This window comes from Arthrobacter sp. P1_B11, from assembly GCF_056406715.1.
On the sequence record NZ_JBFTZQ010000033.1, the window covers coordinates 1 to 22,951 of the forward strand.

24 protein-coding genes are annotated in these 22,951 nt (G+C 66.6%); 12 read left to right on the plus strand and 12 right to left on the minus strand.

Annotation, left to right across the window (positions count from 1 at the left end):
• Nucleotides 1–89: 89 nt before the first annotated feature.
• The gene (ypfJ, locus tag AC1D14_RS19650; RefSeq protein ID WP_230119549.1) at nucleotides 90–986 is read right to left on the minus strand and encodes a KPN_02809 family neutral zinc metallopeptidase; all 897 of its coding nucleotides are present in this window, start codon (nucleotides 984–986) and stop codon (nucleotides 90–92) included.
• Nucleotides 987–1,046: 60 nt separating this feature from the next.
• On the opposite strand from ypfJ, the gene AC1D14_RS19655 reads away from it, so the two are divergent.
• Nucleotides 1,047–2,495 (plus strand): class I adenylate-forming enzyme family protein, encoded by a 1,449-nt coding sequence (locus AC1D14_RS19655; protein WP_476969042.1) that lies wholly within the window; start codon nucleotides 1,047–1,049, stop codon nucleotides 2,493–2,495.
• 10 nt (nucleotides 2,496–2,505) lie between these two features.
• Complete coding sequence (locus AC1D14_RS19660) at nucleotides 2,506–3,711, plus strand: thiolase family protein (RefSeq protein ID WP_230119547.1); 1,206 nt, start codon at nucleotides 2,506–2,508, stop codon at nucleotides 3,709–3,711.
• 22 nt (nucleotides 3,712–3,733) lie between these two features.
• On the opposite strand, the gene AC1D14_RS19665 is transcribed toward AC1D14_RS19660, so the two are convergent.
• The 3 genes from AC1D14_RS19665 to AC1D14_RS19675 are packed head-to-tail and all read right to left on the minus strand — an operon-like array spanning nucleotide 3,734 to nucleotide 5,822.
• Complete coding sequence (locus AC1D14_RS19665; RefSeq protein WP_230119546.1) at nucleotides 3,734–4,360, minus strand: energy-coupling factor transporter transmembrane component T family protein; 627 nt, start codon at nucleotides 4,358–4,360, stop codon at nucleotides 3,734–3,736.
• On the minus strand, nucleotides 4,357–5,106 hold the full coding sequence (locus AC1D14_RS19670; protein ID WP_230119545.1) for an energy-coupling factor ABC transporter ATP-binding protein: 750 nt from the start codon (nucleotides 5,104–5,106) through the stop codon (nucleotides 4,357–4,359). The genes AC1D14_RS19665 and AC1D14_RS19670 overlap by 4 nt, the downstream gene beginning before the upstream one ends.
• Complete coding sequence (locus AC1D14_RS19675) at nucleotides 5,103–5,822, minus strand: biotin transporter BioY (RefSeq protein WP_230119544.1); 720 nt, start codon at nucleotides 5,820–5,822, stop codon at nucleotides 5,103–5,105. The genes AC1D14_RS19670 and AC1D14_RS19675 overlap by 4 nt, the downstream gene beginning before the upstream one ends.
• A 289-nt stretch (nucleotides 5,823–6,111) precedes the next feature.
• Here AC1D14_RS19675 and AC1D14_RS19680 point away from each other — a divergent pair, with 289 nt between their 5' ends.
• Both AC1D14_RS19680 and AC1D14_RS19685 read left to right on the plus strand, forming a co-directional pair.
• Nucleotides 6,112–7,710, plus strand: a complete 1,599-nt coding sequence (locus AC1D14_RS19680) for an ABC-F family ATP-binding cassette domain-containing protein (RefSeq protein ID WP_230119543.1) — start codon at nucleotides 6,112–6,114, stop codon at nucleotides 7,708–7,710.
• Nucleotides 7,711–7,778: 68 nt separating this feature from the next.
• Nucleotides 7,779–8,060 carry a VOC family protein gene (locus tag AC1D14_RS19685; RefSeq protein ID WP_354962160.1) on the plus strand — a complete coding sequence of 94 codons (282 nt, stop codon included), beginning with the start codon at nucleotides 7,779–7,781 and terminating at the stop codon, nucleotides 8,058–8,060.
• 160 nt (nucleotides 8,061–8,220) lie between these two features.
• On the opposite strand, the gene AC1D14_RS19690 is transcribed toward AC1D14_RS19685, so the two are convergent.
• Genes AC1D14_RS19690 through AC1D14_RS19705 form a run of 4 tightly spaced genes read right to left on the minus strand, consistent with a single transcriptional unit; the run spans nucleotide 8,221 to nucleotide 10,281 of the window.
• Nucleotides 8,221–8,721, minus strand: a complete 501-nt coding sequence (locus AC1D14_RS19690; protein ID WP_230119542.1) for a YbaK/EbsC family protein — start codon at nucleotides 8,719–8,721, stop codon at nucleotides 8,221–8,223.
• Entirely contained in the window at nucleotides 8,705–9,583 is an 879-nt protein-coding gene (locus AC1D14_RS19695; protein ID WP_476969043.1) for an SURF1 family cytochrome oxidase biogenesis protein, read from the minus strand. Before AC1D14_RS19695 ends, AC1D14_RS19690 begins: the two co-directional genes overlap by 17 nt.
• A complete protein-coding gene (locus AC1D14_RS19700) occupies nucleotides 9,584–9,847 on the minus strand; it encodes a hypothetical protein (protein ID WP_476969044.1) in 264 nt (87 codons plus the stop codon).
• Nucleotides 9,844–10,281, minus strand: coding sequence for a DUF3099 domain-containing protein (locus tag AC1D14_RS19705; protein WP_476877238.1), 438 nt, complete (start codon nucleotides 10,279–10,281; stop codon nucleotides 9,844–9,846). The genes AC1D14_RS19700 and AC1D14_RS19705 overlap by 4 nt, the downstream gene beginning before the upstream one ends.
• 139 nt (nucleotides 10,282–10,420) lie before the next feature.
• Between AC1D14_RS19705 and AC1D14_RS19710 the strand changes: the two genes are divergently transcribed.
• The 3 genes from AC1D14_RS19710 to AC1D14_RS19720 all read left to right on the plus strand — a co-directional run bounded on the left by AC1D14_RS19710 (nucleotide 10,421) and on the right by AC1D14_RS19720 (nucleotide 13,094).
• On the plus strand, nucleotides 10,421–11,146 hold the full coding sequence (locus AC1D14_RS19710) for a beta-ketoacyl-ACP reductase (protein ID WP_230119539.1): 726 nt from the start codon (nucleotides 10,421–10,423) through the stop codon (nucleotides 11,144–11,146).
• 190 nt (nucleotides 11,147–11,336) lie between these two features.
• Complete coding sequence (locus AC1D14_RS19715) at nucleotides 11,337–12,089, plus strand: SDR family oxidoreductase (protein ID WP_230119538.1); 753 nt, start codon at nucleotides 11,337–11,339, stop codon at nucleotides 12,087–12,089.
• A gap of 159 nt (nucleotides 12,090–12,248) precedes the next feature.
• Nucleotides 12,249–13,094, plus strand: coding sequence for a VOC family protein (locus tag AC1D14_RS19720; RefSeq protein ID WP_230119537.1), 846 nt, complete (start codon nucleotides 12,249–12,251; stop codon nucleotides 13,092–13,094).
• Between the two features lie 30 nt (nucleotides 13,095–13,124).
• On the opposite strand, the gene serB is transcribed toward AC1D14_RS19720, so the two are convergent.
• Complete coding sequence (serB, locus tag AC1D14_RS19725; protein ID WP_230119536.1) at nucleotides 13,125–14,030, minus strand: phosphoserine phosphatase SerB; 906 nt, start codon at nucleotides 14,028–14,030, stop codon at nucleotides 13,125–13,127.
• Between the two features lie 121 nt (nucleotides 14,031–14,151).
• On the opposite strand from serB, the gene AC1D14_RS19730 reads away from it, so the two are divergent.
• From AC1D14_RS19730 to AC1D14_RS19740, 3 genes are read left to right on the plus strand one after another with little or no spacing between them, the layout of a single operon-like run.
• The gene (locus AC1D14_RS19730) at nucleotides 14,152–14,937 is read left to right on the plus strand and encodes an ABC transporter ATP-binding protein (RefSeq protein ID WP_230119535.1); all 786 of its coding nucleotides are present in this window, start codon (nucleotides 14,152–14,154) and stop codon (nucleotides 14,935–14,937) included.
• Between the two features lie 18 nt (nucleotides 14,938–14,955).
• Nucleotides 14,956–15,741 (plus strand): sulfite exporter TauE/SafE family protein, encoded by a 786-nt coding sequence (locus tag AC1D14_RS19735; protein ID WP_230119534.1) that lies wholly within the window; start codon nucleotides 14,956–14,958, stop codon nucleotides 15,739–15,741.
• Between the two features lie 7 nt (nucleotides 15,742–15,748).
• Complete coding sequence (locus AC1D14_RS19740; protein WP_230119533.1) at nucleotides 15,749–16,558, plus strand: TrmH family RNA methyltransferase; 810 nt, start codon at nucleotides 15,749–15,751, stop codon at nucleotides 16,556–16,558.
• A gap of 140 nt (nucleotides 16,559–16,698) precedes the next feature.
• On the opposite strand, the gene AC1D14_RS19745 is transcribed toward AC1D14_RS19740, so the two are convergent.
• Nucleotides 16,699–17,460 carry a VOC family protein gene (locus tag AC1D14_RS19745; RefSeq protein WP_230119532.1) on the minus strand — a complete coding sequence of 254 codons (762 nt, stop codon included), beginning with the start codon at nucleotides 17,458–17,460 and terminating at the stop codon, nucleotides 16,699–16,701.
• 293 nt (nucleotides 17,461–17,753) lie between these two features.
• On the opposite strand from AC1D14_RS19745, the gene AC1D14_RS19750 reads away from it, so the two are divergent.
• The gene (locus tag AC1D14_RS19750; RefSeq protein ID WP_028267311.1) at nucleotides 17,754–18,011 is read left to right on the plus strand and encodes a type B 50S ribosomal protein L31; all 258 of its coding nucleotides are present in this window, start codon (nucleotides 17,754–17,756) and stop codon (nucleotides 18,009–18,011) included.
• 83 nt (nucleotides 18,012–18,094) lie between these two features.
• Nucleotides 18,095–19,189 (plus strand): lipoate--protein ligase family protein, encoded by a 1,095-nt coding sequence (locus AC1D14_RS19755; RefSeq protein ID WP_230119531.1) that lies wholly within the window; start codon nucleotides 18,095–18,097, stop codon nucleotides 19,187–19,189.
• Nucleotides 19,190–19,239: 50 nt separating this feature from the next.
• On the opposite strand, the gene pepN is transcribed toward AC1D14_RS19755, so the two are convergent.
• Both pepN and AC1D14_RS19765 read right to left on the minus strand, forming a co-directional pair.
• Nucleotides 19,240–21,882, minus strand: a complete 2,643-nt coding sequence (pepN, locus tag AC1D14_RS19760; protein ID WP_476969045.1) for an aminopeptidase N — start codon at nucleotides 21,880–21,882, stop codon at nucleotides 19,240–19,242.
• A gap of 4 nt (nucleotides 21,883–21,886) precedes the next feature.
• The gene (locus AC1D14_RS19765) at nucleotides 21,887–22,945 is read right to left on the minus strand and encodes a YeiH family protein (RefSeq protein ID WP_476877250.1); all 1,059 of its coding nucleotides are present in this window, start codon (nucleotides 22,943–22,945) and stop codon (nucleotides 21,887–21,889) included.
• Nucleotides 22,946–22,951 lie beyond the last annotated feature (6 nt).

The window sequence follows — 22,951 nt, forward strand, 5'->3', positions numbered from 1 at the left end:
GGGGCCCGCCCGCCGTCGTACCCTCATCGATTGCTCCGTAAGTGCCCTTCTCAAGCCTCAGAACGGCACTTACGGAGCAACCGATTGGATTAGAGGGTGGCGGCGCTGAAAGTGTCGCACTGGTTGATGTCGCCGGTCTTGTAGCCCTGGTAGTACCACTTCTGCCGCTGGGCGCTGGACCCGTGGGTCCAGCCCTCGGGCGAGACCCGGCCCGTGGCTGCCTTTTGGATGCGGTCATCGCCGACTGCGGACGCGGCAGAGAGGGCGTCGTTAAGGTCCTTCTGCGTAAGCGGCTCCAGGAACGGCTTGCCGGTTTTGGGATCCTTCTGCGTGGTGGCGTATCGGGTCCAGAGGCCGGCGTAGCAGTCGGCCTGCAGTTCAACGCGGACGCCACCCGACTGGGCACCCTGCGGATCCTGCTGAGCCTTGTCCAGGTCGCCCAGGATGTTCTGGATATGATGGCCGAATTCATGGGCCACGACGTATTCCTGCGCCAGCGGGCCACCCGACGAGCCGAAGCGGTCCACGAGTTCCTGGAAGAAACCGGGGTCGAAGTACGCCGTGGTGTCCGCGGGGCAGTAGAAGGGGCCTACTTCTGAGGTGGCCGCGCCGCAGGCGGTGCCCGTGCCGCCGGTGAAAAGCACCGTCTTGGGCCGGGGGTACTTGACCTTGTAGTCGGCCAGATACGCCGGCCAGAACGCGTTGAGGCTGGTCACTGTTCCGGTGATCCTGCAATCGAGCCGTCTATCGGCGTCCGTACCGAGTTTGCATTCCGTGGGCGCCGTTCCCTGGCTCTGGCCGGGCTGTTCCTGCCCCGAGCCGACCAGTCCTTCGAGGAGCCCTGGATTGATGCCGAACAGCGCAGCCAGAAGCAGGATTACGCCGCCCCCGATGCCACCCCCGATTTTCGGTCCGCGGCCCATTCCGCCGCCCCGCCGGTCTTCCACTTGGGATGAGTCTATTTCGACTCCGTCATTGAAGCTCATGTTGTCACAATAGTCGTCTGCAGCATGGGTGCAGCCGGTTCCGCCGGTAAAGTTGGTCCGATGCCTTTTCTCAACAGACTCCAGCGCTGGGCCGATGAACGCCCCGACGACACCGCCGTCGTCGTGGCGGGCAAGCGGCTCAGCTGGTCCGGTCTCCGCGACGAAGCGGAGGCCATTGCCGCCGGCGGCGCTGCCGAAATCACGGTGCTCGCCGAACAGAATTCCACGCACTTTGCGGTCGCCTTCGCCGCCGCTGTAGCGGGTGAGCGGCAGTGCGCAGTTCTCGATCCAACATGGCCGGAGCAGTTGCGGGCGGAGATAGTTCACCGGTTGGGACCAGCCGCTGAAGCGGTCCCCGGAAGGGCGGGCGCAGCGGCGGGGGCGCCAGCCGCGGACGGGCGGCTTGCTGACGGGCGGCTTGCTGACGGTGATCCGGAGTCGTCCTTCCTGATCGGCCTGACCTCCGGCACCACTTCCGTTCCCAAGGCGTTTACCCGTTCCAGGCGCTCCTGGCAGCAGTCCTTCGAGGCCTCCATGGAGTTCTTCGGCCTCAGCCAGGAGGACAAAACCCTTGCCCCGGGGCCGCTCGCGGCGAGCCTCAACCTCTATGCCCTGGCCGAATGCCTCTACGCGGGCTCGGAATTCCACACACTCGAGTCCTTCGACGTCGGCGACGTCCACGCCGCCATCAGCCACGACGGCATTACCCGGCTGGTGCTGGTCCCCACCATGCTCCGACTGTTCAGTGAACGCGGGCTGACCGGCTGTGTTGATGCCTCCGGCCTGCGGAGCATCATCTGCGCCGGTTCAAAGCTTGACGCCCGCACCCTCGAAGCAGCCCGCCGGTGGGCGCCGAACGCCACCATCTTCGAGTACTACGGCGCGTCGGAGCTGAGCTTCGTGTCCGGCACCGGCCTTCCGGCCGGCAGGCCGCTGGACGCCGGTGGAACCGGCATCGGCCGGCCGTTTCCCGGCGTCGACGTCAGGATCATGGACGACGCCGGCGATGTCCTTACCGACGGGGCTGCAGGGAACATCAGCGTCCGGAGCGGCATGGTCAGCAACGGGTACCTGTGGGGCGACGACGGGCAGGCGCTCCGGTGTTTCAACGGCTGGTTCACAGTGGGGGACCAGGGGTATCTGGAGAACGGCGAGCTGCACATCCTGGGCCGGCGCGCAGACATGATCATCACGGCCGGCAAGAATGTCTACCCGCACGAAGTCGAGCTGGCCCTGGCTTCCGTTCCCGGCGTGGCGTCGGCCGTGGCGGCCGGCATGGACGACGACGTCCGTGGCCAGCGCGTGGTGGCCGGGATCGTCCCGTCGCACGGCGGGGTCACCGCCACCCAGCTCAAGACCGGTCTCGAGGAAATCCTGCCGAAGGACAAGAGGCCGCTGCAGTATTTCGCCCTTGCCGAGCTTCCGCTGACGGACCGTGGAAAGATCAGCCGCCGCGTCATGCTCGACTGGATCACCGCCCGCGACTCCCGCGTCCGGCGCCTTGTCTGAGTCGGATCGCGTGTCTGAGGCGGGCAGGACAGAAACGCAGGCGCAGCAGCCCCTCCCGGCTGAGCGGCAGCCGGTCATCATCGCCGCGTTGCGCACGCCCCTTTGCCGGGCAAACGGCGCCCTGAAGCGGCTCCGCGCCCACGAACTCCTGGCGCCGGTGCTGGGCGCGCTGCTGGCCCAAAGCGGGATCGGGGCTGCTGAAGTGGCCGACGTCGTCATCGGCAATGCGGTGGGCGGCGGCGGCAACGTGGCCCGGCTGGCGGCCCTTGAGGCAGGCTTCCCGGTCACTGTCCCGGGCCTTACCGTCGACCGGCAGTGCGGCTCCGGCCTTGACGCCATCGTCCTTGCGTCACGGCTCGTTGCGGCGGGTGGCGGCGGCTTGTATCTGGCCGGGGGAGTGGAAAGCATCAGCACCGCGCCGCTGCGCGCGCACCGGGACGACGACGGCGTTCCCGCCTTTTTCAGCCGGGCCCAGTTTGCGCCGCACAGCATGGGCGATCCGGACATGGGGGTGGCCGCTGAGAACGTGGCAGCCGAGTTCGGCATCAGCCGTTCGCGGCAGGACGACTTCGCGCTGCGCAGCCACCGCAGGGCTGTTGCCGCCGCCGCAAACGGCGCCTACGACCGGGAGATCGTCCCGCTGGAGGCGGCTGCCGGCAGGGTGACAGCCGACGACGGGCCCCGGCCCCGGCTCAGTGAGTCCCTGATGGCGAGGTTTCCGGCTGCCTTTGTGGAATCCGGGACCGTCACCGCCGGTAACTCCTGCTTCGACGCGGACGGCGCTGCCGCCGTCGTCATCACCTCGCTGGCGCGGGCACGGGAACTGGGCGCGGCTGATGGGCTGGCCGTCCTGGGAACTGATACAGCCGGGGTGGAGCCGCGGCTCCTCGGCATCGGCGCCGCATCAGCCGCAGAGCGGCTGCTGGCAGCGCGGGGTGAGACGGCCGACGTCGTGGACCTTGTGGAATTCAATGAGGCGTTCGCCTCCCAGACGCTGGCATGCATGGACCGGCTGCGCATCGATCCGCAGCGAGCCAATGCCGACGGCGGTGCTCTGGCGCTCGGCCATGCGTACGGGGCATCCGGCGCCGTCCTGGTCACGAGGCTGCTGGCCCAGGCCCGCCGCACTCCGGATCAGGAGAAACTCGCTCTCGCGATGATCAGCATTGCCGGGGGCATGGGAACGGCTGCCCTGTTCAGGTACGCCCGGCTCTAGGCCGCAGGCAGCACGGCCGGAGTCAGTCGTCCTCGGGTTCACCCAAACCGCGGGCGGCCAGGGCATCACCGGTGTGGCGAGCATAGGCAACGGTGGTGATAAACACCGGCAGGACCAGCGCGCGCGGGTTGCGTTCCAGGCCGCGGGCGCGCGCCGAGTCACGGACGTCCGCGTAGGCCCCGGCGATGAAGGGGATGCTGCGCAGCATGATCGCGATGGTAAGGGCAAACCGTTCGGGATCCGCCCCGAAGCGCGTGAACGGCCGGGCAAGGGACACCACTCCGTCCAGGAGCCGCTGCAGCGGTGTGGTTGCCGTCAGCAGCGATGCCGCCACGACGCATAGCAGGACGTTCAGGACGATGCGTGCCGCCACGGGCGCCCCAAGCTGCCACCACTGGAACACGCCGATGGCCAGCAGCACCGGAAGCAGCGGGCGGACAGCGCGGAAGAGGCGGGCCGGACCCGCGCCGCTCAGCAGGAACAAGGCGCACATCAGGGTGAGCGCGGCGGCCGCCAGCCGCCAGTCGACAATCAGGAACGAGGCCATGCCGCAGCCCACCACCAGAAGGAACTTCAGCCAAAGGGGAGTGCGGTGGATCAGGGACCTGCCTGCCACGTAGTTGGCGAGCAGGAAGCCGTGCCCCCTCACCTCGCATCCCCACTGCCCGCGCCCCCACTGTGCGGGACCTCAAGGCCAGCGGCGCACAACGAGCGGTAATGCGCGACGGCGGCGGCAGCATCGCCGTCGAAAGCTATCCGGCCGGACTCGACTACCAGGACGCGGTCCATCTCGAGGGCGAGCTCAAGGTCATGGGTGGACATGACGATTTGCTGGCGGAGTCCCGCGATCGTGCGCCGCAGCAGTTCACGGTTCCGGAGGTCCAGAAGCGTGGACGGTTCGTCCAGGACCAGTACGTCGGGTTCCACCGCGAGTACCACCGCCAGCGCCAGCAGCTGCCGTTCGCCGCCGGAAAGCTCGTAGATGCTCTGGTCCGCCAACGGCAGGAGGCCGAAGCGGTCCAGCGCGGCGTCGGCCCTTTCGCGGCGTTCGGTTCCGTTCCTGACCGAGCGCCGGAGGGACAGTTCAACGTCCTCCCTGCCCGTCGGCATGACCAGCTGGGACAGGGGATCGGTGAACACGAAGCCAACCTGCTGACGGATGGACCGCACTTTCCGGACGGTGTCCAAACCGTTGACGGTGACCGTTCCTTCGGTGGGCGCGACGAGGCCGTTCAGGAGCCGGAGGAGGGTGGACTTGCCGGATCCGTTGGCGCCGATAACGCCGATCCGCCGTTCGGCGAGGCTGAGCGTCACGTCCTGAAGCAGCACCTTAGGGTCTGGGTGGCCGTCGACGGCCACCCGGACACCCACGGTGCTGAGGGAGATCAGGCTCACGGCTGGTTGGAGGACTGCTGCCCGGAGGGCGCCGCGCTAGAAGGAGCTGCGCTTGAAGGAGGTGCCGTTGAGGGAACCACGCTGGACGCGCTTGGGGAACCCAGCGGCCGGACGCGGCGGGCAAGCAGGTCCGGAAAGGCCTTGTGCAGGGCCAGCGCCACCGTGACGGCGAGGACGTTCTTGATGATGTCGCCCGGGTAGAAGGGGAGGTCGGCAAGGAAGGCCTTGGACAGGTCCAGCTTGGCGTTGACCATCATGCCGAGCACGCCGAGCGCGTGCACGACGACGATGCTCGTAACCATGGCCGCGGCGAAGAGGAACACGCCGCGGTACTTGAGCGTGCGCCGTATAACGATGGCTGCGAGCCAGCCGACGACGGCGGCGGCCAGTGGGAAGCCGATAATGTAGCCGGCCGAGGGGCCGGCCAGGATGCCCAGCCCGCTGCGGCCGCCGCTAAAAATGGGGAGTCCGGCGAGTCCCAGCAGGGTGTAGAGCCCCACGGCGGCGAACGCCCTGCCCGGTCCGAGCGCCAGCCCGGTGAGCATCACGGCGAGGGTCTGAAGCGTGATGGGAACGCCCAGTCCGCCCACAGGAATCGCGGCTACGAGAGCGGAGGCGGCCACCAGGGCGGCGAAAACGGCGATGAGGCCGAGGTCGGTGGCGTTCCAGCGGCTGCGTTTCTTCACGCTGGCGGCGGGGGGACGGGTCTGGGTCATGGGAGGTCCTGTCGGAGAGATACAAACAATTATCGGCTGATGTTGACGTTACTGGCGCGGAGATAGGTGCATTTTGTAGCTGTTCTACAAGGGAGGCGTGCCGGGCCTTAGCGCTGGGCACAAAAGCCCGCGCCCAGCGCAGTCAGGCGACTGTGTTCGTGCCGGTTATGCAGGGCGCCCGAGGCCGGTAGACTTGTATAGGCCGTTCTCTCGGCCGCACCGCCCCGGCACCCACAAGTTACGATCCGCTGTGCCGCTGCGTTCCCTGTTGTGAAAGGCCTTACCTGCTTTGATTACCGTCCAGGATCTTGAACTGCGCGCCGGCGCCCGCCTCCTTATGGACCAGGTGAGCTTCCGGATCGACAAGGGAGACAAGATCGGCCTCGTGGGCCGTAACGGTGCAGGCAAGACCACGCTGACCCGGGTGCTCGCGGGCGAGGGCCTGCCCGCCGGCGGCAAGGTTTCCCGCAGCGGCGAGATCGGCTACCTGCCCCAGGATCCGCGCACGCCGGACATGGAACAGCTCGCCCGTGACCGCATCCTGTCCGTCCGCGGCCTGGACGTCGCCGTCAGCAAGCTCCGCGTGGCACACGAAGAGATGGCCAGCGAGGACGCCGCCGTCCAGCGCAAAGCCATGAACCGCTACGACCGGCTGGAATCAGAGTTCCTGGCGGCAGGCGGCTACGCGGCAGAGGCCGAGGCTGCGGCGATCTGCTCCAACCTCGCCCTGCCGGATCGGTTGCTGAACCAGCCGCTGAAGACGCTTTCCGGTGGCCAGCGCCGCCGCGTGGAACTCGCCCGCATCCTGTATTCGGGCGCCGAGACAATGCTCCTCGATGAGCCCACCAACCACCTCGACGCCGATTCGATTTCTTGGCTTCGTGAGTTCCTCAAGAGCCACCAGGGTGGTCTGATCGTGATCAGCCACGACACGGAACTGCTCGAAGCCACCGTGAACAAAGTCTTCCTGCTCGACGCCAACCGCGCGCAGATCGACTTCTACAACATGGACTGGAAGCGCTACCTCCAGCAGCGCGAAACCGACGAGCGAGCCCGCAAGAGGGAGCGCGCCAACGCCGAGAAGAAGGCCCAGGTCCTGTTCGACCAGGCCAACAAGATGCGCGCCAAGGCCACCAAAGCTGTCGCCGCCCAGAACATGGCCAAGCGTGCCGAACGGCTCCTCGGCGGGCTCGAGGCAGTCCGCGAGACCGACCGTGTGGCAGCCCTGCGTTTCCCGGATCCCTCGCCCTGCGGCAAGACCCCGCTCACCGCGGACGGCCTCAGCAAGTCCTACGGCTCGCTGGAAATCTTCACCGATGTGGACCTCGCGATCGATCGCGGCTCCAAGGTGGTCATCCTGGGCCTCAACGGCGCCGGCAAGACCACGCTGCTCCGGATGCTCGCCGGCGTCGACAAGCCTGACACCGGCGAAGTCATTCCCGGCCACGGCCTGAAGGTGGGTTACTACGCCCAGGAACACGAGACGCTCGACGTCGACCGGACCGTGCTGCAGAACATGCGGTCCTCCGCCCCGGACATGAACGACTCCGAAGTGCGCGGAATCCTCGGCTCGTTCCTGTTCTCAGGCGACGACGTCGACAAGCCCGCCGGTGTGCTTTCCGGCGGTGAGAAGACGCGTCTGGCGCTGGCCACCATCGTCGCCTCGAGCGCAAACGTGCTCCTCCTCGACGAGCCCACCAACAACCTCGACCCCGCCAGCCGCGCTGAAATCCTTGGCGCCCTGAGCAACTACACCGGCGCCGTCGTGCTGGTAAGCCACGATGAAGGCGCCGTCGAGGCGCTGAACCCCGAGCGCGTCGTGCTGCTGCCCGACGGCGTGGAGGACCACTGGAACGAGGACTACCTGGACCTCATCACGCTGGCTTAGCAGGCCTCCTGTTCGCAATGGCTCCCTGGTTTCGGGTCATCCTCAAGAGGCCAGCATTGCGCCGCAGGATGGGGACCTGGCCTTCCATCGATGTGATCGCTGTGCCCGAAGGCAAGACCATCAAGAACCGGCTGCATTTCGACCTGCCGGCTGACGGCGTGTCCACTTCCGAGGAGCTCGAGCGCCGGCTCGCCCTCGGCGCACAGACGTGGGCCAGGGCCCGGAAGTCAGTTGGGTGGTACTCGGTGATCCCGAGGGCAACGAGTTCTGCCTGCTGTCCCGATCCGTCCAGGACGTCGAAGATCAAGGTTGAATGGTGCCGGACCGGGCTTGAAAAAGCTCATGGTTGAACGGGGCCGGCGCGCGTAGAATTTAGGCAGGCCGGCGGCGGCACCTGAGCAGCTCGTGTCCCCCATGCCTGCTGGCTCAGCCCAGTCCGCCGCCGGCCCCGGGGCGCACATCAAGAAGCGTCGGGCCGGAAGGGCCGGCTGCGGTCCGCCGAGGCCGGTCCTACCGCACCCGTATCGCATGGGCTCCGGTGATTCGCTCAAGCTCCTTGTACGTGATCGAGAACATCGAATGGTGGTCTCCCGCCCCGGCCCAGAGCACGGGGTGGGCTGCCAGCGATGCGTCCAGGAGTGTCCGGATCCTCTGCGGATGGCCCACCGGGGCCACGCCGCCGACTTCCTGTCCGGTGTGTTCCAGGACGAAGGCCGGGGTTGCGCGGCGGACCTTTCCGGACCCCAGCTGGTCTGAGACGTAGCCCGTGTCAACTCTGGCCGCGCCGCTGGCCAGGATGAGTAGGGGAGCGCCGTCTAGTTCGAACACCAGGCTGTTGGTGATAGCAGCGACGTCGCAGCCGAGCGCGGCAGCCGCGGCGGCCGCCGTCGGGACTTTGCCTGGCAACACCGTGACAGTGTCGCGTGCACCTGCCTCGGTGAGGGCGCGCCGTACGTTGGCCACAGGATCGGAAGGAATGTCCTTGCTCCTGCCGTCAGTATCCCTGGGCATCCAGGATCGCGTCTTCCTCTTCTTCGGCCGTGGCGCGCTTCCGTTTCCGCGGTACGGGCGGACGACGGCGGGCTCCCGCGGCGGTGTGGCCAGTGTCACCGCCGGCGCCGGAAGTCGCAGCGTCTTCGGCGTCAATCGCTGCGTTCCGGGCCTGCTGGCGCGCGGCGTACCCGAAGCCGACGAACATCAGGATGCCGAACGCGAACCACTGGAGCGAGTAGGAAAGGTGTGTGCCTTCTTCGACCGACGGCATCGGGAACGCCTGGGGCATCTCGGCAGCCGGCGGCGTTTCGGAGGCGAGCTGGCCATAGGCGCCGGTCAGGAGCGGATATCCGAGTTGGGCCGAGTACGCCGGCAGGTCGATGGAGGGGAGCTGCCCGTCCGGGGCGCCGCGCTGCAGGGCCGGTTCACCGTGCTTCAGCCGCACCACTGTGGTAATCTGCCCGGACGGCGGCGCCGGAACCGAATCCGGGTGCCCTGGATTGTTGTTGCCGATCGGCAGCCAGCCGCGGTCTATCACGACGGTTTCGCCGGAGACCAGCCTGAACGGCACCACGACTTCGTAGCCCGGCTGGCCGTTCAGGGGGCGGTTGCGGACGATGCGCTGCCCCGCGGAGTCGTAGCTGCCGCGCAGCTCCACCTGCGTCCACTCCTTGGACGCATCGAGCTGCCGGAACTGGTTTTTTGCGTCCGAAAAGCTGATCGGCGCGGCCGAATAGTTGGACGTGACCCGCTGGATTTCAGCCAGGGTTTCCGCGCGGCGGTCCATCTGCCAGCGGCCCAGGAACACACAGCCGGTGGCAAAGACCGCAGCCAGCAGGAGATAGCCCAGCCACTTGCTGGAGAACAGGAACCGGTACATTCAGCTGTTCCCGCCGGTTGTTGAGGCGGCGTCGAGCGGGACAGTTTCCTTCCACAGCCCGCGCGTCTGCAGATAGTCTTCCAGCCATTCCTTGTGCCCACCGCACGCCAGCCACACTTTGCGGCGGTCCGGAGTGTGGATCTTCGGGTTGTTCCAGAGCAATTGCCACGACGCGTCTGCGCGGCAGGCTTTACGTGAGCACATGGCTGCGGAGGCCGGGCCGGCGGTCTCGCCCGCACCGCCGTCCAGGTTGAAAATGTTCATGAAGCTTTCTGTCCCCGGCCGTCGTCGTCTTCTTCATCGCTGATCAGCTCGCCCTGCAACACCGTTGGCGGCTCTCCCTCGGCGTCACCCTCCCAGGCGATGCCGGATGCTTCCAGTTCAGCGTACGGTGTGTAGTCGAGGAGCGAGTCGCTGTGGATTTCGGCCTGGTCGGAACCGTTGGCGATCACCACGGCGATCCATGGCAGGAAGACCGCACCCGCCACAGCCACGAGCTTGAGCCAGCCATCCACCACGAAGATCAGGATGAGGCAGACCATGCGGATCCCCATGGCCACCGCGTACTTGATCATGCGATCCCGCATGTCCTCGGAATGCGCTGCAGCGGCGTCCGTAATGCTGTGCACCTCCGACTGACCGGATGCGGTGCCAGGCTTCTCGGGCATCGGCTGTCCGGGCTGGTGGTGGGTTGTCACGGCTGTCTAATCACGCTCCAATGGCTTACCTAATTCTCTCACCATCCGGGGGAGCCGCCCAAACGGGCGCTAAGATCGGAGGCAGTCAAAAATCGAGCCACCACAGCGGAGCCAGGCTTCGCAGAAATCCGGAGTACCCATGTCTGAAGCAGCCGCCCCGGCCCGCAGCGTCCTCATCACCGGCGGAAACCGCGGCATCGGCCTCGCCATTGCCGAGGCCTTCCTGGCCAACGGGGACAAAGTGGCTGTGACCTACCGGAGCGAGTCCAAGCTTCCGGACGGCATCCTCGGGGTCAGGGCCGATGTGACCGACGAAGCGTCCGTCGACGCCGCGTTCACCGAGGTCGAGAACGCGCACGGCCCCGTTGAGGTGCTGGTCGCGAACGCCGGCATCACCAAGGACACCCTGCTGCTGCGCATGAGCGAAGACGATTTCACCTCAGTGATCGACACCAACCTCACCGGCGCGTTCCGCGTCATCAAGCGTGCCTCCAAGGGCATGATCCGGCTGCGCAAGGGACGCGTGGTCCTCATCTCCTCGGTCTCCGGTCTTTACGGCGCACCGGGCCAGATCAACTACTCCGCCTCCAAGGCCGGACTCGTCGGGATCGCCCGCTCCCTCACCCGCGAACTCGGCTCGCGCGGCATCACGGCGAACGTTGTGGCGCCGGGCTTCATCAACACCGACATGACGGCAGAGCTGCCCGAGGCTACCCAGAAGGACTACCTCTCCAAGGTGCCGGCGGGACGATTCGCAGACGCCTCCGAGGTGGCCAACGTTGTCCGGTGGATCTCCAGCGACGAGGCGTCGTACATCTCCGGCGCCGTCATCCCGGTCGACGGCGGCCTCGGGATGGGCCACTAGGAGCCGGACGCTCACGCTGCGCCCCCACCCCGGGGACCAACGCCCTGCCGGCGGTGTCCAACAGAGCGTCGGCCGGACTACCTGCCCCGGGCTTCTTTGTGGAGGTCAAACAAAGGAATTGGGAGTGTGCGCTGGCATGATTGACTGCAGACCTACAGCAATTTAGACGTTTCGAACAAAGGGAGCTCGTATGGGCCTGCTGGACAACAAGACCGCCATCGTGACCGGATCCTCGCGGGGAATCGGTGCCGAAGTGGCCAAGAACCTCGCCGGCGAGGGTGCCGCCGTCGTCGTCAACTACCGGCAGAAGGCGCCGCGCGCCAACAAAGTCGTGGCCGGAATCGAAGCCGCGGGCGGCCGTGCGGTGGCAGTCGGTGCGGACCTGACCACCCAGGAAGGCGTGCAGGCACTCGCCAGTGCTGCCATGGAAAACTTCGGCTCGCTGGACGTTCTGGTGCTCAACGCATCGGGCGGCATGGAGTCGGGCATGGAAGAGGGTTACGCCCTCAAGCTGAACCGCGACGCTCAGGTCAACATGCTCAACGCCGCCGTTCCGCTCATGAAGGAGGGTTCGCGCGTGGTGTTCGTCACCAGCCACCAGGCCCACTTCATCAACTCAGTGGCCACCATGCCGGAGTACGAGCCGGTTGCCCGCAGCAAGCGCGCCGGCGAGGACGCGCTCCGTGAACTGCTGCCCAACCTGGCAGACAAGGGCATCTCACTGGTGGTCGTTTCCGGGGACATGATCGAAGGTACCGTGACGGCGACCCTGCTGGACCGCTCCAACCCGGGCGCCATCGAGGCCCGTCGCGCGGAAGCCGGCAAGCTGTACTCCGTCGAAGAGTTTGCTGAAGTGGTAGCGGGCATGGCAACTGCCGACGTCGAGTCCGGCCACACGGAATATGCCGGCGGCGCCGACTACTTCGGCAAGAGCGCCGAGTAGCGATTCCCGGTCTCCCTGGAGAGCCGGTTCTCCAGGCGACGGCACTAATCACGAAGAGCTCCGGGCAGTACGCCTGCCCGGAGCTCTCTTCTGTGACTGAGGCTCTTTCGGGGCGTCGAGGCGTTGTCCGAGGAGCCCGCGCGGCTTAGGGTCTTATGCATGGAACAGCAAGGAGAGGCGGCCCGCCGGAGCTACCCGTCGGGTGTCCCGTGCTGGGTGGACACCCAACAGCCTGATGTGGAGGCCGCCATGGTGTTCTACGGCGGACTCTTCGGGTGGGAGTTCGAGGACACGGCCCCGCCCCGTGCACCTGATAGGTACGTAATAGCCAGGCTCGACGGCCAGGAGGCTGCCGCGATCGGCGGACCCGGAACCGGCGCCCCCGCCTGGAACACGTACGTCTCCGTCGAGGACGCGGACGCCGCCGCGCGCCACCTGTTGTCTGTTGGCGCAACACTGAAATCGGCTCCTGCCGATGCGGGCTCAGGAAGCGTGCAGGCGGTGCTGGCCGACCCCGACGGCGCCGAGTTCCGTATCTGGCAGGCCCGGGAGCGGCCCGGTGCCCAGGCGGTCAACCGGCCTGGCGGGTGGAACTTCAGCGACCTCCACACAACAAACATCGAGGCAGCGGTCGCCTTCTACACCAAGGCTTTCGACTGGCAGTTCGACTACCTCGATTTCGGAACGATGATCCGCTGCCCCGGGTACGGTGACCACCTCGAGGCCACTGTCGATCCCGACATCAGGGCTCGCCAGTCGGGGGACGCCGTCCCCCGCGGTTTCGAGGACGCCGTCGGCTGGCTTGTCTCCGCGGGCCCCGGCGAGCGGCCGCGGTGGCACGTGACGTTCACTGTCGCAGACCGGGACCGGACGGCCCACGATGCAGAGCGGCTGGGCGCCGACGTCCTGCGGCAGGAGGACACCGCATGGACGCGTACGGTCCTGATCCGGGATCCCGGAGGAGCGGTGTTCACGGCGAGCCAGTACGCGCCGCCGTCCGGCTGAATCGAGCCAGCCAACGAGCGTTTCTGCGGCTCAGACGCCGGCGATGTGCCGGACGGCGTCGAGATACGGCATGTTCACCGCGGCATCCGCCACGGCCCGGACAGCAGGCTTGGCGTTAAAAGCAACGCCGATTCCGGCTGCCCCGAGCATGTCCAGGTCGTTGGCGCCGTCGCCCACGGCGACAGTGTGCTCCATCGCGACGCCTTCCGCGGCGGCCCATTCGCGCAGGTACTTCTCCTTCGCGGCACGGTCAATCACGGCACCAAGCACTTTGCCGGTGAGGGCGCCGTCGACAATTTCCAGCTCGTTGGCGATCCAATAGTCCAAGCCAAGATCCTCGGCGATGGGGCGAAGTATCTGGTTGAAGCCGCCGGACACCACTGCCACCACATGGCCCGCGGCCTTGAACGCCGCCACCAGCTCCGCGGCGCCCTCGCTGAGTTTCACTTCAGCGCGCACGGAATCGACGACGGCGGCCGGCAGCCCGGCGAGCACGGCCACCCGGGCGTGGAGGCTTTGGGCGAAGTCCAGTTCCCCCCGCATGGCGGCTTCGGTGACCGCAGCTACTTCGTCACGTTTGCCGGCGTAGGCGGCCAGCAGTTCGATGACCTCCTGCTGGATGAGCGTGGAGTCCACGTCCATGATGAGGAACTTCCGCTCTGCCGTCCTCAGTTCCGCGGGCACGATGGCCGTATCCACGCCGTCACGGCCCGCCTGCTCCTTCGCCGCGGCCACGCGGTGCCGGAGGCCAGCGATGTCCGCCGCGGAGCCGGACGGCACCGCAAAGTTAACCGTGCAGACGTCATAGCGGCCGTTTTCGCTGCGGGAAGCCGCCTCAAAATCCGTGCCGGAGCCGGCCAGCAGGGACCTGAGATTTTCCGGTTCCGAGGGGGACAATTTCACGCCGTAGCTGACCGCAGTCACGTTCGAAGTCATGGCTGCAATCTTAGCGAGCGCATCCGTGGCCCCCGAATTCGTTTCGGCGGCTGCGGGTGCGGGTCAGGGAACAGCGTTCCAGTTATCAGTCGCACCCTGTTTTGTCCTAGTGTCTACTCCTATGAGTGATGTTCTTGAAATGGCCGCCGTCAGCGTTGTCCGCGGAGCCAAAACGCTCCTGAGCAAGGTGGACTGGCAGGTCCAGGAAGGCGAGCGCTGGGTGATCCTCGGACCCAACGGCGCCGGCAAGACCACTCTGCTGCAGATCGCAGCCGCCCGGCTTCACCCGACAAGCGGCATGGCCGGCATTCTCGAGGAGATCCTCGGCGCCGTTGACGTCTTCGAACTGCGGCCCCGCATCGGTCTGTCCTCAGCCGCGCTGGCCAACCAGATCCCGGAGCACGAGACGGTGCTCAACGTTGTGGTCACGGCCGCCTATGGCGTCACCGGACGCTGGCGCGAGGGATACGAGAAGGACGACGAACGCCGCGCCTTTGCCCTCCTGAATGAGTGGGGGATGGGGCCCTTGCTGAACCGTTCCTTCGCCTCGCTTTCCGAGGGCGAGCGCAAACGTGTCCAGATCGCACGCGCGCTCATGACCGACCCCGAACTGTTGCTGCTGGACGAGCCGGCCGCCGGACTGGACCTTGGCGGCCGCGAGGACCTGGTCCACCGCCTGAGCGAACTGGCCCGCGACGAGGACGCTCCCGTCATCGTGCTCGTTACGCACCACCTGGAGGAAGTCCCCCCGGGCTTCACCCACGCCATGCTCATGCGCGACGGCGGCGTCGTGGCTTCCGGTGCCGTCGAGGAGGTCCTCACCTCCGGCAACCTGAGCGAGACCTTCGGCCTGCCTCTGGATGTCGCGGTCAACGCCGGGCGTTACACCGCAACTGCCCGCCGCTGACGGGTCGGCCGGGGCAGCGTGGAGTTTTTCAGCGGCATCCTTGTGTTCTTTGCCGGCCTGTGGGCCGGCACCATCAACAGCGTGGTGGGCTCCGGCACCCTGGTCACCTTCCCGGTTCTGATTGCTTTGGGACTGGCGCCGGTGACGGCCTCCATGAGCAACGCCATGGGCCTCGTGGCCGGAGGCGCGGCCGGCGCGTGGGGCTACCGCCGTGAGCTCGAAGGACGCGGCCGGCAGCTGCTGAAGATGCTTCCGGCTTCTCTGCTCGGCGGCATAACCGGCGCGTGGCTCCTGCTCCATCTCCCCGAGAAAGTCTTCCACTATGCGGCGCCGGCCCTGATTGTGCTGGCCCTGCTGATGGTCGTGTTCCAGCCCCGGCTGCAGCGCTGGGTACGCAACAGGGAAGAGAATCCTGAGCATGCCCTCCGGGACAAGCACCACGGTGTCCTCCTTGTGGTGCTCGTCTATCTCGCCGGCGTCTACGGAGGTTACTTCGTTGCCGCACAGGGAATTCTGCTGGTCGGCATCCTTGGTGTCTTCATGACGGGGACGATCCAGAACGCCAACGCGATGAAGAACATCCTGGTGCTCGGGGTCAATCTGATCGCGGCCACGTCCTACATGCTCTTCGCCTTCGACCGGATCAACTGGACCGTGGTGGCAATCATCGCCGTGAGCTCGCTCATCGGCGGCCTGGTCGGCGCCAAGGTGGGCCGCAGGCTCTCGCCGCCTGTCCTGCGCGGCATCATCTTCGCCCTTGGGCTCGTCGCTCTTGGCTTCATGATCGCCAATCTGCTGAAATAATCGGCCGGTGACTTTCCACTATCTCGAAACCGCCGAAGACCCGCGCGTCTCGGATTACACCCAGCTGACGGACGTGCACCTGCGCAAGGTCCGTGAGCCGGCCGAGGGCATGTACATCGCGGAATCTTCCAGGGTGCTCCGTCGGGCACTTGCAGCGGGCCACCGGCCCCGGTCGTTCTTCCTCGCGGAAAAGTGGCTTCCGGACCTTGCGGACGTCTTCGAGCAGTATCCGGAGGTTCCGGCTTATGTGGGAAGCTCGGTGCTCCTCGAGGAGATCACCGGCTTCCACCTCCACCGGGGGGCCATGGCGGCCATGCACCGGCCCGCGCCGGTTCCGCTCCCCGAACTGCTCGCCGGTGCCCGCCGGGTGGCGGTGCTGGAAGACATCGTGGACCACACGAACGTCGGGGCCATCTTCCGTTCCGCGGCGGCACTGGACGTGGACGCCGTCCTCGTGTCTCCCCGCTGCGGGGACCCGCTGTACCGGCGCAGCGTCCGCGTGAGCATGGGTACGGTGTTCCAGGTGCCCTGGGCGAGGCTGCACAGCTGGCCACAGGACCTTGGCCTGCTCCGGGACCAGGGCTTCACGGTGGCGGCCATGGAACTCACACCGGACGCTGTGAATCTCGACGAGCTTGCTGCGCGCAACCCGGAAAGGCTTGCGCTGGTGCTGGGAACGGAGGGTGCCGGCATGAGCGCAGAGACGCTGGCCGCCGTCGACCTCGCCATAAAGATCCCCATGCGCACCGGAGTCGATTCGCTGAACGTGGCGGCCGCATCCGCCGTGGCCTTTTGGGAGCTGCGGCCCCGTAATTGATCGCCGGGCAGTCGAGCGCTGCAGCAGCTCCTGCACGTCGAACCTCGAGCTCATCGCGCCCACCCGGGTTGGTGCCGAGGGTCCCAAAACGTGCATGTGTCATGAGTCCATCCCTCGCGACGGCCCCATATACGGCACGCTCAGCTGGCGGCTGCGCTGACCGCGATGAAGCCGCCTTGAGGGTCGCCGATCACCGCGCTGCGAAATCCCGGGGTGTTTATTGGGGCCATCAAGATGGTGCCCCCAAGGGCGACAGCGTGCTGGGCGATGGCGTCCGCGTCGTGGACGGAGAAATTGACGCTCCAATGTGGCGGGACCGCGACGCCGTCCGTCGCCGTCACGACGGCCACGACTCGCTCTGAGCGTCGCCACAGCGAGAAGGCAGCGTCCGGCACCGACTCGAGCTCCCAATCGAACACAGCGCCGTAGAATGCCTGCGCTCGCTCGACGTCCGTCGTGTGCAGCGAGCTCATCGCCCACGAGTTCGGCTCGTTGGCTACCTCAGCGCCGTCCCTCTCGCCAGCCTGCCGCACGCAGAACGGGACGCCGGTGGCGTCGGCGAGGACAGCAATGCCGCCGTCCGAGCCGCCACCAAATGGTCCTGCCAGGCACGTGCCTCCCGCTTGTTCGGCACGTGCAAGGGTCTGGGCGACGTCGCTGACACGCACGTGGGTGTTCCACACCGGCGGGGATAACTGTGGCGCCTGGCCGATCCCGGCCACCAGCCGGCCGCGGAGGCGCGCGGCGAAGTAGTCGCCCTCGAGGCCGGTCGGCATTGGGGTGGGATCATCGAAACTCCAGCCGAAGAGCGGGCCGTAGAAGTCCATGGCGGCCCGGGGCTCCGGCTGGAACGTGTCGACCCAGCACGGCGCGCCGACTGAGTTGATTTCTCGCGTTGTCATTGAAGTGCCCATCTGTTCGTGGAAATCTTTTCGATGAGTTCGGCCAGGTACGGCGGTGTTGTTGTGTCCTGTTGCAGCGTATTGGAGCAACGTTGTGACTGCTAGCGGAACAGGGCTCCTGCTCGACTGAGTCCGTGTGCCGGCCCGGCCATCGGTTCGTCACTGCATCGCGGATCCGCTATGATTGATAGCTGGTTGCACTGCGTCTTTTGCTTGCCTTTGATGCAGACAGCGGCCATCCCATTCATACCTGGCAACTGGCAAAATCCAGTTGTGCGAACAAAGGTCCCATTATGAAGTCTGATATCCACCCGAAGTACGAAGCTGTTGTTTTCAACGACCTGGCTTCCGGCGTCAAGTTCCTGACCAAGTCCACCGTGTCTTCCAAGAAGACCATCGAGTGGGAAGACGGGAACACCTACCCGGTCATCGACGTCGAAATCTCCTCCGAGTCCCACCCGTTCTACACGGGCAAGCAGCGCATCATGGACTCTGCAGGCCGCGTCGAGCGCTTCAACGCTCGCTTCAAGGGCTTCGGCGGCAAGAAGTAACTTACTTCTCCCCAAGGTTCTTTGGAAAAGCCCGCACCGGGAACGGTGCGGGTTTTTTGCGTTTGTGGGGCAGGATGGAAGGCATGACTGCCACGCCATATTCTGCAAACGACGGCGGTGCCCCGCGCCTTCATGGCGAGTACAAGGTTCCGGGCGGCAAGCTCGTTGTGGTGGACCTCGACGTCGTCGACGGCACCTTTGCCGGCATCTCCCTCAGCGGCGATTTCTTCCTCGAACCCGACGAGGCCCTGCCCGACATCAACGCAGCGCTGGAGGGACTCCCGGAAAGCTCGACGGCGCCCGAGATCGCCGCCGCGGTGGAGGCAGCCCTGCCGCCGGGCGCCGTGATGTTCGGCTTCTCGGCGGATGCTGTGGCGGTCGCCGTCCGCCGGGCACTGTCCAAGGCCACCGCCTGGTCCGACCACCATTGGAACATCATTGCCCCCACGGTGTTGCCCACACACCTGAATGTGGCGCTGGACGAGGTCCTGACCGAGGAGGTCGGCGCCGGCCGGCGCAATCCCACGGTCCGCTTCTGGGACTGGGAGGAGCCGTCTGTGGTCATCGGCAGCTTCCAGTCCTTCCGCAACGAGCTTGACCCCGCCGGTGTGGCCAGGCACGGAATCACGGTGGTCCGCAGGATCAGCGGCGGGGGAGCGATGTTCATGGAGGCCGGCAACTGCATCACCTACTCGCTGTACCTGCCACAGACGCTCGTGGACGGCATCAGTTTCGCCGACTCGTACGCGTTCCTGGACGCGTGGGTGATGGCCGCCCTGAAGCAGCTCGGCATCGACGCCTTCTATGTGCCCCTGAACGACATCGCCACGGACCAGGGCAAGATCGGCGGGGCCGCCCAGAAGCGGCTCGCCAACGGCGGCATGCTGCACCACGTCACCATGAGCTATGACATCGACGCCGACAAAATGGTGGAAGTGCTGCGGATCGGCAAGGAGAAACTGTCAGACAAGGGAACCACCAGCGCCAAGAAGCGGGTGGATCCGCTGCGGCGCCAGACCGGATTGGCTCGCACAGACATCGTGGCCGCCATGATGGACGTGTTCGCCGGACGGTACGGAGCCACGCCGTCGGAGATTACTGCGCAGGAATTCGAGACGGCACGCGCGCGGGTTGCCGCGAAGTTCGGCACCGACGAGTGGCTGCACCGCGTGCCATAGGTATCCATCGAGTGCTCCATAACTGCCCTTCTGGGCGCTCAAAACGGCAGTTACGGAGCAACCGATGGTGTTTTCGAGGCGGACTGGGCGGTGAGCGCCCGGTGGAGGTGGCTTCGCTGCTCGATGATGATGCGGCGCAGCGCCCGGGGCGCGTCCCTGTGGTCAGCCAGCCAGGCGTCAGTTCGCACAATGACCGGATGTTCGTCGGGGGAGCCGGCACCTGGAAGAAGGTCACGGGACCCGGGGTAGAACCCGCGCACAATCCGGCTGGCGATCTCGATGCTCCGCTCCGCCCAGACCGCTTCCAGACAGCCGAAGTACGGTTCCACGAAGGGGTCCAGCAGGTCTGCCGGGCCGGTATTGAAGCCGGCGATGGTGGCGCTGAGCAGCTGGTTGGACATCCCTGTGCCGCGCACTGCGGCCTCCCACGCCGCTGCCTTGACCGCGGCCTCGGGCCGGGCTGCGAGCGCCGTGGCATGTCCGGCCCGTCCGGACGCCGTGGTGTCCCGTGCCAGCTCGCCGTCCAGCTCGGCAACGCTTGCCTGGCCGTGAGCGGCCAGGGCATGCCACAGACTCCAGCGGAGCTCGGCGTCCACGGCGAGTCCAGGCACCACGGTGGCGCCGTCAAGCAGGCTGCGGAGCACTGGCAGCTGGCTGCCGTCCGTGCGGCTGAGTGTGGCGAGCGTGCGTGCCCAGGCCAGCTGCTGGTCCGAGCCCGGCTCCGCTGCGCGAAGTTTCCCGGCTGCCGCGGCGGCAAACGCCGCCCGCAGGGCATCACGTTCGTCTGCGGGGACGTAGTGATCCAGCGCCGTTGAGGCATTTCCCAGAATGTTCAGGAGCACGCCGATTCCCGTTTCGGCAGGGGCAAATCTGCGGACGGCGTCCACGTACAGCGCCGCAGGTGTTTCACCGTCCCGGGCGGAGTTCCACAGCGCAGTCCAGCACAGGGCGCGGGCCATCGGATCGGCGATTCGGTCCAGCGATGCACGCACCGTGGCTTCGGAGACCGGATCCAGCCGGACTTTGGCGTAGCTCAGATCCTCGTCATTCACCAGCAGCAGGGCCGGCCGGGCCTTGCCGCCCAGTTCAGCCACCGGCTCCGAGGCCCCGGGCAGGTCCGTCTCAACCGAATCAGTGCGCACCAGCATGCCGGCGTCGTCGAAGTTGTACAGTCCGATCCGCAGGCGGTGCGGCCGCAGCTCGCTCCGGCCGGTGGCGGGGTCCATCGCTTCCTGCAGCAGGGTGACCTGCTCCATCGTGCCGTGGCCCGGTGCGTCGTCGGCAAGCTCCAGCTCGACCCGGAGCGTGGAGATGCCGGACGTCTGGAGCCACTGCCTGGCCCATACCGTCAGGTCCCTGCCCGACGCCTGGCTGAGTGCACCCAGAAGGTCAGCCAGTGTGGTGTTGCCGTACTCGTGGCTCCTGAAATACTGCCGGGAGCCGGCGATGAACGCGTCAAAACCGACATAGGCCACCAGCTGCTTCAGGACGGACGCGCCCTTGGCGTAGGTGATGCCGTCGAAGTTCTGCTTGGCCGACTCAAGGTCGGGGATGTCCGCAACGATCGGGTGGGTGGTAGGCAACTGGTCCTGGACGTAGGCCCAGGCCTTGCGGTTGTTCGCGAAGTTCACCCAGGCCGTGTCCCATCCGGTGGTCCGGTCCACACCGAGTGTCCCCATGTAGTCCGCGAAGGACTCCTTCAGCCACAGGTCATCCCACCACTGCATGGTGACSAGGTCACCGAACCACATGTGGGCCATTTCGTGCAGCAGCGTGTTGGCGCGGCCCTGGTACTGCGAATCGGCGGCCCGGGAGGCGAAGACGTAGTTCTCCGTGAAGGTGACCAGGCCTGGGTTCTCCATGGCTCCCAGGTTGTATTCGGGCACAAATGCCTGATCGTACTTCCCCCACGGGTACGGGTAGTCGAACAGGCTGTTGAAGAACTCCAGTCCCTGCTTGGTGAGCTGGAACAGCTCGGCAGTGTCAAAGGATTCCGCCATGGAGGCCCGGCAGTAAAGTGCCAGCGGCACCTCAAGCCGCGTGCCGTCGTCGGAGGTTCTGCTCCACAGATCCTGCGCCTTGAAGTAGGGGCCTGCCAGAACGGTGGTGATGTAGGTGGACATCGGCAGTGTGGGAACGAAGTCCCAGCGGCTCGCTCCGGCGTCGTCCGCCAGCGGGAGCCGGGCCGCCTCGGCCCCGTTGGAGGCCACGTGCCATCCGGACGGGGCGGTGACGTGGAAGGTGAAGGAGGCCTTGAGGTCCGGCTGTTCAAAGTTTGCGAACACCCGGCGGGCATCGGCGGGCTCGTACTGGGTGTACAGGTAGCACTGGCCGTCCGCGGGATCGAAGAACCGGTGCATGCCCTCGCCGGACCGGCTGTAACGGGCGGTTCCTGTGACCGTCACCGTGTTCTCGGCCTGCAGTTCGTCCAGCCGGATCCGCGAACCGTCCACGATCCCGGCCGCCGGCAGTTCGGTGCCGTTGAGGACCACGCTCTGGACGTCGCCGATGAAATCCAGGAATGTCGATGTTCCCGGTTCGCGTGCCGAAAAGGTGATGGTGGTCCGGCTGGTGTAGCCGGCCGCGTCCTGATCGGGCGCGTTGCGGACGTCGAGGGAGACGTCGTAGCCGTGGGTGGTGATCAGTGCTGACCGTTCTGCCGCTTCATTGCGCTGGAGGTTCTCATTCGACACTCCGCTATTGAATCATGAGGAAAGCGGCGGCCAGGCCAAGGACCGCTATCAGCAGCCAGGCGGCCAGCGCCGCCATCACTGCCCGGAGCCCCGTGTGCAGCAGGGTGTGGATGCGCACCGCGGACCCGAGCCCGAAAAGCGCACCCCCGAGCAGGATGTCCTGCAGTGCGGCCGCCGCTTCAAGCCAGCCGGCAGAGACCCATCCGGTGGAGCGCAGCGCCACGAGCACCACGAACCCGACGACGAAGAGCGGAACCACGGGCGGCAGCCTCTCCGGGGTCACCAGGGGCAGCTCCGCGTTTGCGCCCGGCTGTACCTTCCCGGCGCGGTGTGTACGGCGGACCGAAACGATCCGCTGGTGCACTCCCGCTGCCGCCACCATGGGAGCCAGCAGGATGACCCGTGTCAGTTTGACGACGACGGCGATCGCCAGCGCCGCAGGACCTGCGGTCTGCGCCGTGGCCACCACCTGGCCGACGTCGTGGACCGAGGCGCCGGTCCACGCGCCGAAAATCTCGGGGCTGAGGCGCAGCGGATGGACCAACAGCGGCAGCACGCCGATGGCCAGCGTGCCGCAGAGCGTCACGAGAGCCACCGGCAGGACGGTGTCCGGGTGCCTGATCCGCCTCACCGCGGCCATGGCACCGATCGCCGAAGCGCCGCAGATGGAAAACCCCGTGGCGATCAAGAGGGAGGCTTCCCGCGGAAGCCTGAAGAGGCGGGAAATTCCGTACGTGCCGGCAAAGCTGGCCAGCACCACACCCGCAATCAGCAGCAGGGATGTCCAGCCGAGCCCCAGCACGTCTGCAATTCCCACCTTGAGTCCAAGCAGCACGATGCCGCCGCGCATCAGGTGCTTCCCGGCGAAGTCCAGTCCCGGCCGGGCCCGTCCTGCCGTCCACACCGCCGTGAACGGCAGGTTGGCCGCCAGCAGCCCAAGGACCACGGCCAGTGTCATCGCCGGAAGGGCCGGAACCGCGGCATGGACGGAGAAAGCAATGGCCAGTGCCACCACGGCCGTCAGCAGGCCGGGCAGATTCCGGGTAAGGTTCTGGTGCACCACCCTGCG